Annotated in this window: 6 protein-coding genes; 2 read left to right on the plus strand and 4 right to left on the minus strand. The window is 68.2% G+C overall.

Translation table 11 applies throughout. The features are described 5' to 3' along the window. On the minus strand, nucleotides 1-421 hold a 421-nt coding region (locus BMW75_RS28940; RefSeq protein WP_175493305.1), incomplete at its 3' end, for a dihydrodipicolinate synthase family protein. A gap of 270 nt (nucleotides 422-691) precedes the next feature. Here BMW75_RS28940 and BMW75_RS28945 point away from each other — a divergent pair. Beyond that, on the plus strand, nucleotides 692-1,678 hold the full coding sequence (locus tag BMW75_RS28945; protein WP_092582903.1) for a Bug family tripartite tricarboxylate transporter substrate binding protein: 987 nt from the start codon (nucleotides 692-694) through the stop codon (nucleotides 1,676-1,678). Between the two features lie 52 nt (nucleotides 1,679-1,730). Here the strand turns inward: BMW75_RS28945 and BMW75_RS28950 are convergent, their stop codons facing one another. Then, entirely contained in the window at nucleotides 1,731-2,348 is a 618-nt protein-coding gene (locus BMW75_RS28950) for a LysE family transporter (protein ID WP_092582904.1), read from the minus strand. Between the two features lie 68 nt (nucleotides 2,349-2,416). On the opposite strand from BMW75_RS28950, the gene BMW75_RS28955 reads away from it, so the two are divergent. Next, nucleotides 2,417-3,340, plus strand: a complete 924-nt coding sequence (locus tag BMW75_RS28955) for a LysR family transcriptional regulator (RefSeq protein WP_092582905.1) — start codon at nucleotides 2,417-2,419, stop codon at nucleotides 3,338-3,340. 79 nt (nucleotides 3,341-3,419) lie between these two features. Here BMW75_RS28955 and BMW75_RS28960 read toward each other — a convergent pair whose 3' ends face one another. After that, nucleotides 3,420-5,003 carry an aldehyde dehydrogenase (NADP(+)) gene (locus BMW75_RS28960; protein WP_092582906.1) on the minus strand — a complete coding sequence of 528 codons (1,584 nt, stop codon included), beginning with the start codon at nucleotides 5,001-5,003 and terminating at the stop codon, nucleotides 3,420-3,422. 116 nt (nucleotides 5,004-5,119) lie between these two features. Further along, a partial coding sequence (locus BMW75_RS28965; RefSeq protein ID WP_175493306.1) for a dihydrodipicolinate synthase family protein occupies nucleotides 5,120-5,552 on the minus strand: 433 nt, incomplete at its 5' end.

A 5,552-nucleotide genomic window follows, 5' to 3' on the forward strand; every position in this document is an offset into this window, starting at 1 on the left:
CGATGACGCCGATGTTGACGGACTTGCAGACCTGCTCGACGTGGGCGGCGATGCCGTCCTGCGAGGCTTCAGTCAGGTAGTGGGGCAGCAGCAGCACGCCCTTGGCGCCCTGGCGCTCGGCTTCCTGGGCGTAGGCGATGGCGGTGCGGGTGGGGCCGCCGGCGCCGGCCAGAATGGGCACCTTGCCCTTGCAGGTCTGCACGGCGGTGCGGATGACGTCGGAATATTCCTGGGGCGCGAGCGAGAAGAACTCCCCGGTGCCGCCCGCGGCGAACAGGGCGGTGGCGCCGTAGGGGGCCAGCCATTCCAGGCGAGCCGCGTAGCTCTTGGCGTTGAAGTCGCCGTTCTGGTCGAAGTCGGTCACCGGGAAGGAAAGCAATCCTTCCGAAACGATGTCTTTGAGTTCCTGCGGAGTCGTCATGGCTGTCTTCCAAATAGAGGAATGGGATGAGAGGGGGTGCCGAAGTACGGTCGCTGCCGAACCTGCGATGTAAGTCATCGTACAACATACAAGTTGGGATAACAACTGGGTCTTCAGCAAATTGTTGTCGTACAACGTGTCGCCGTAGCGGAGGGCGATTTAGGAATTTCCCTAGATTGAATCCCGGCGCAGGCCCGGCTATTCTCCCGCTTCATTGTCGTACGACAACGTACAAGAACGACGACAATTCCATATCCCTAGGAGACAAGCTTGAAGGCATTTCCCGTGTTGCGCCGTCTTTCCGCCGTCCTGGCGCTCGCCGCCGTGTGCGCCGCTCCCGTCCACGCTGCCGATGATTGGCCGTCCGGCAAGGCCATTACCCTGATCGTTCCGTTTGCCGCGGGCGGCACGTCCGACATCCTGGGCCGCCTTATCGCGCAGGAACTGGGCACCACGCTCAAACAGACCGTCGTGGTCGAAAACAAGGGTGGCGCGGGCGGCGTGCTGGGCGCGGATGCCGTGGCGCGTGCCAAGCCGGATGGCTACACGCTGCTGCTGGGCACCATCGCCACGCACGCGATCAACCCGTCGCTGCTGCCGAGCATCAACTACAACGCCGCGAAGGACTTTTCGCCGGTGATCCTGCTGGGCAGCATTTCCAACGTGCTGCTGGTGGGCGCGAATCAGCCGTACAAGAGCGTGCAGGACGTGGTCGCGGCGGCCAAGACCAACCCGGACACGATCGCCTTCGGCTCGGCCGGGCAGGGCACGTCGCAGCACCTGTCGGGCGAAGTGTTCAAACAATTGACGGGCGCGCACCTGACGCACGTGCCGTACCGCGGCAGCGCCCCGGCCATCCAGGACCTGATCGGCGGCCAGATTCCCAGCTCGTTCGAGACCGCCCTGGTCGCGCTGCCGTACGTGCAGAGCGGCAAGGTCCGGGCGCTGGCCGTGACGTCGGCCAAGCGGACCGCCGTGCTGCCGGACGTGCCGACCATGCAGGAAGCCGGCGTGTCGGGCTTTGACGTGAGCAGCTGGCAAGCCATCTACGCGCCGGCCAATACGCCGCCCGCCGTGGTCGAGAAGCTGAACAAGACCATCGCCGACATCGTCGCCAAGCCCGAGGTGAGCGCGAAGATGCAGGGACTGGGCCTGGCCTACACGCCGAACACGCCGGCCCAGTTCGCGGACTTCCAGTCCGCCGAGCAGGCGAAGTGGGCAAAGATCATTGCGGACGGCAAGCTCAAGCCGCAGTGATGCGTGGCAGGACATGAAAGCGCGGGGCCGGCTGCGAGCCGGCCCGCGTGCTTTACCGGGAACCGCTGGCCGCCGCCAGCAACACGCCGCAGGCGACCAGCAGGCCGCCGAATACGCGATCGATCCCCTGGCGCGCGGCAAGCAGCCGGTCGCGGACCGCACCCGATGAAAAACACACGGCCACCACGCTGAACCACGCCACGTGCGCCAGCGAGATGAAGGCGCCATAGCCGATCTGCACCGCCAGCGGCGTGTCGGGCCGCACCACCTGCATGAAGAGGCTCACGATGAAGACCGTGGTCTTGGGATTGAGCGCATTGGTGAGCAACCCGGTGCGCAGGGCCGCCGCATCGGACATCGCCGCCCTGGCGCCGTCGCCGGCCGGGCCGGCGGGCCGGGCGCGCAGCATCGTGATGCCCAGATAGACCAGATAGGCCGCGCCGGCCAGCTTGATGGCATTGAAGAGCCAGATCGACTGCTGGATCAGCAGCGCGACGCCCACCAGGGTGTAGCCGACGTGGATCAGGACGCCCAGGCCGATGCCCAGGGCCGTCAGCACGCCCGCGCGCCGAGACAGCATCAAACTGTTGCGCGTGACCATCGCAAAATCCGGCCCCGGGCTCACGACGGCGAGCATGGTAATTGTGATGACAGCTATCAGTTCGGTCATGGCGTATCCTGGCGAATAAAACACTGAATGGCCAGGATGCTAGCGGCTGGAATCGAAGGCGTATAACGATGTTTTCTGACAATCATGGTGACTTGGACTCACCATCATCCGATGCGCGCCTGCCGTCCTTGCTGGCGCTGCGGTGCTTCGAGGCGGCCGCCCGCCATGAGAATTTCAGCCATGCGGCGGCCGAGCTGCATCTGACGCATGGGGCGGTCAGCCGGGCCGTGCGCCTCGTCGAAGACGAGTTGCAGGTGGCGCTGTTCGATCGGCGCAATCGGCGCGTGTTCCTGACGGACGCCGGCCGCACGCTGGCCCGCGCGGTGGGCAGTGGCCTGGGCCTGATGCGCCAGGCGGTCGGTGAGTTGCGCGCCAGTGCGCGGCTAGGGCGCCGCTGGGTGCTGTCGTGCGAGCCGACGCTGCTGATGCGTTGGCTGATCCCGCGCTGGCCGGATTTCCAGGCGCGGCATCCCGATATCGACGTGCATCTGGTGGCGGGCGGCGGGCCGTTTTCGTTTGCCAGCGGCATCGACCTGGCGATCCGCCGCGATGACTTTGCCTGGCCCGACAGCCATTACGCCGCGCCCTTGTTCGCGGAACGGGTAGGCCCGGTGTGCCATCCCGGCAAGCTGGCCGCGTGGTTCGACCAGAAAAATGCGGGCCTGGCGCTGAAGGCGGACGCGCCGCGCCTGCATACGCGCACGCGGCCGGGCGCGTGGCGGGAATGGGCGGCCGCCGCCGGGCAGCCTGCGCCCGATGGGTCGGGGCAGGCCTTCGATCATTTCTATTTCAGCCTGCAGGCCGCGGTGGCGGGCCTGGGGGTGGCGATCGGTCCGTGGCCGCTGGTGCGCGACGACCTGGAGAGCGGCGTGCTGGCCGCCCCGATGGGCTTCGTCGAAGACGGATCCCGGTACTGCCTGCTTGCGCCCCAGCCCGTGCAGCCGGGCAGCCCGCAGGGCGACCTGCTGGCGTGGCTACAGGCGATGGCATAGCCGCAGGCGCCGCATGGCGCGGCGCCTGTGGATCTGATGTCAGGCAATGGCGATCAAACAATGGCCATCACACCGGCCCTCAGGCAACGGCCAGCTTGCCGTCCACCATGCGCGTCAGCCCCAACGGATTTTCGCGCTTGATGCCGTCGGGCAACAGGGCGTCGGGCAGGTCCTGGTAGCAGACCGGACGCAGGAAGCGGCGGATGGCGGTGGCGCCGACCGAGGTCGAGGCCGGGTTCGACGTGGCCGGGAACGGGCCGCCGTGGACCATGGCATGGCTCACTTCCACGCCCGTCGGGTAGCCGTTTGCCAGGATGCGGCCGGCCTTGCGCTCCAGCACGGGCAGCAGCGCGCGCGCGTCGTCCAGGTCGGCATCGTCCACGAACAGCGTGGCGGTGAGCTGGCCTTCCAGGTGCTCGGCCACGGCGCGGACCTGCGCCGCATCCATGCAGGCCACGACCAGCGAGGCCGGGCCGAAGACCTCGGCTTCCAGTTCGCGCGACGCCAGGAACTGGTCGGCGCTTGCGCCGAACACCACGGCGCCCGCCGCGTTGCAGGCTGGATTGGATGGTTCGCCACGGCCCACGGTCGATACGCTGGCGTGGCGGGCCAGGGCATCGGCCCCTTGCTCATAGGCCGAGAAGATGCCCGGCGTCAGCATGGTGGCGGCGCCCTTGGCCTTGACGGCGTCGGCGGCGGCCTGGCGGAAGCGGTCCAGCGCCGGGCCCTCGATGCCGATGACCAGGCCCGGGTTGGTGCAGAACTGGCCCACGCCCATCGCCAGCGAGTCCACGAAACCCTTGGCGATGGCTTCGGCGCGGGCTTCCAGCGCGGCCGGCAGCAGGAACACGGGGTTGATGCTGGACATTTCCGCGTAGACGGGGATGGGCACCGGGCGGGCGTTGGCGGCGTTCACCAGCGCCAGGCCGCCGCGGCGCGAACCGGTGAAGCCGATGGCCGTAATGGCGGGATGGATCGCCAGCGCCGTGCCGATTTCATTGCCGGCGCCGAACAGCAGCGAGAACGTGCCCTCGGGCAGGCCGTGCTTGGCGACGGCCTGCTGGATCGCGCGGCCGACCAGTTCGGACGTGCCGGGGTGGGCGTTGTGCGCCTTGACGACGACCGGGCAGCCCGCGGCCAGCGCCGACGCCGTGTCGCCGCCCGCGACCGAGAAGGCCAGCGGAAAGTTGCTGGCCCCGAACACCGCGACCGGACCCAGGGGCACGTTCGCCAGGCGCAGGTCGGCGCGCGGCAGGGGCTGGCGCTCGGGTTGGGCCGGGTCGATGGTGGCGTCCAGGAAATAGCCGTCGCGCACCACGCGGGCGAACAGGCGCAATTGGCCCACGGTGCGGCCGCGTTCGCCCTGCAGGCGGGCGACCGGCAGGCCGGTTTCCTGATGGGCGCGCTCGATGAGCGCATCGCCCAGGGCCAGGATGCCCTCGGCGATGCTTTCCAGGAACTGGGCGCGCGTCTCCAGCGGCAGGGCGCGGTACGGGTCGAAGGCCGCGCGGGCCAATTCGGCGGCGCGGGACACGTCATCGGACGAGCCGGCGGGGTAGGCGGGTTCCAGGCGTTCGCCCGTGGCGGGATTGATGGCGTATTGGGCAGCGCCCGCGCCCAGGACGGCGGTCGAGCCGATCAACATCTGGCCGGTCAGGTTCATGGTCATCTCCAGAAAAGGGACGCCCGGTCGAAAGGACGGGCGGTTTTGCCTGCGGCGGGTCCGGGGAAAAAAATGCCCCCGGACCGGGGGCAGGCAGTAAGCGGGTGGCGCGAGGCTTACTCGGCGCCGGACTTCTTGATCAGGGCGGCCAGCATTTCCATCTCTTCGCCGGTCAGGTCGGTCAGGGGTGCGCGCACCGGGCCTGCATCGTGGCCGACAAGCTTGGCGCCGGCCTTGACGATGCTGACGGCGTAGCCGGCCTTGCGGTTGCGGATTTCCAGGTAGGGCAGGAAGAAGTCATCCAGCAGACGGTTGGTGGTGTCGCTGTCGCCGGCGGCGATGGCGTTGTAGAACTCCATGGCCATCTTGGGCACGAAGTTGAAGACGGCCGACGAGTAGACGGGCACGCCCAGCGCGCGGTAGGCGGCGGCGTAGACCTCGGCGGTGGGCAGGCCGCCCAGGTACGAGAAGCGGTCGCCCAGCTTGCGGCGGATGCGGACCATGGATTCGATGTCGCCAATGCCGTCCTTGAAACCGACCAGGTTGGGG

Source organism: Achromobacter sp. NFACC18-2, from assembly GCF_900108985.1.
GTDB lineage: Bacteria > Pseudomonadota > Gammaproteobacteria > Burkholderiales > Burkholderiaceae_B > Achromobacter.

Coding starts and splice junctions, on each gene's coding strand:
- BMW75_RS28955 (WP_092582905.1), top strand. CDS start 2,417: ATGTTTTCTGACAATCATGGTGACTTGGACTCACCATCATCCGATGCG.
- BMW75_RS28950 (WP_092582904.1), bottom strand. CDS start 2,348: ATGACCGAACTGATAGCTGTCATCACAATTACCATGCTCGCCGTCGTG.
- BMW75_RS28960 (WP_092582906.1), bottom strand. CDS start 5,003: ATGAACCTGACCGGCCAGATGTTGATCGGCTCGACCGCCGTCCTGGGC.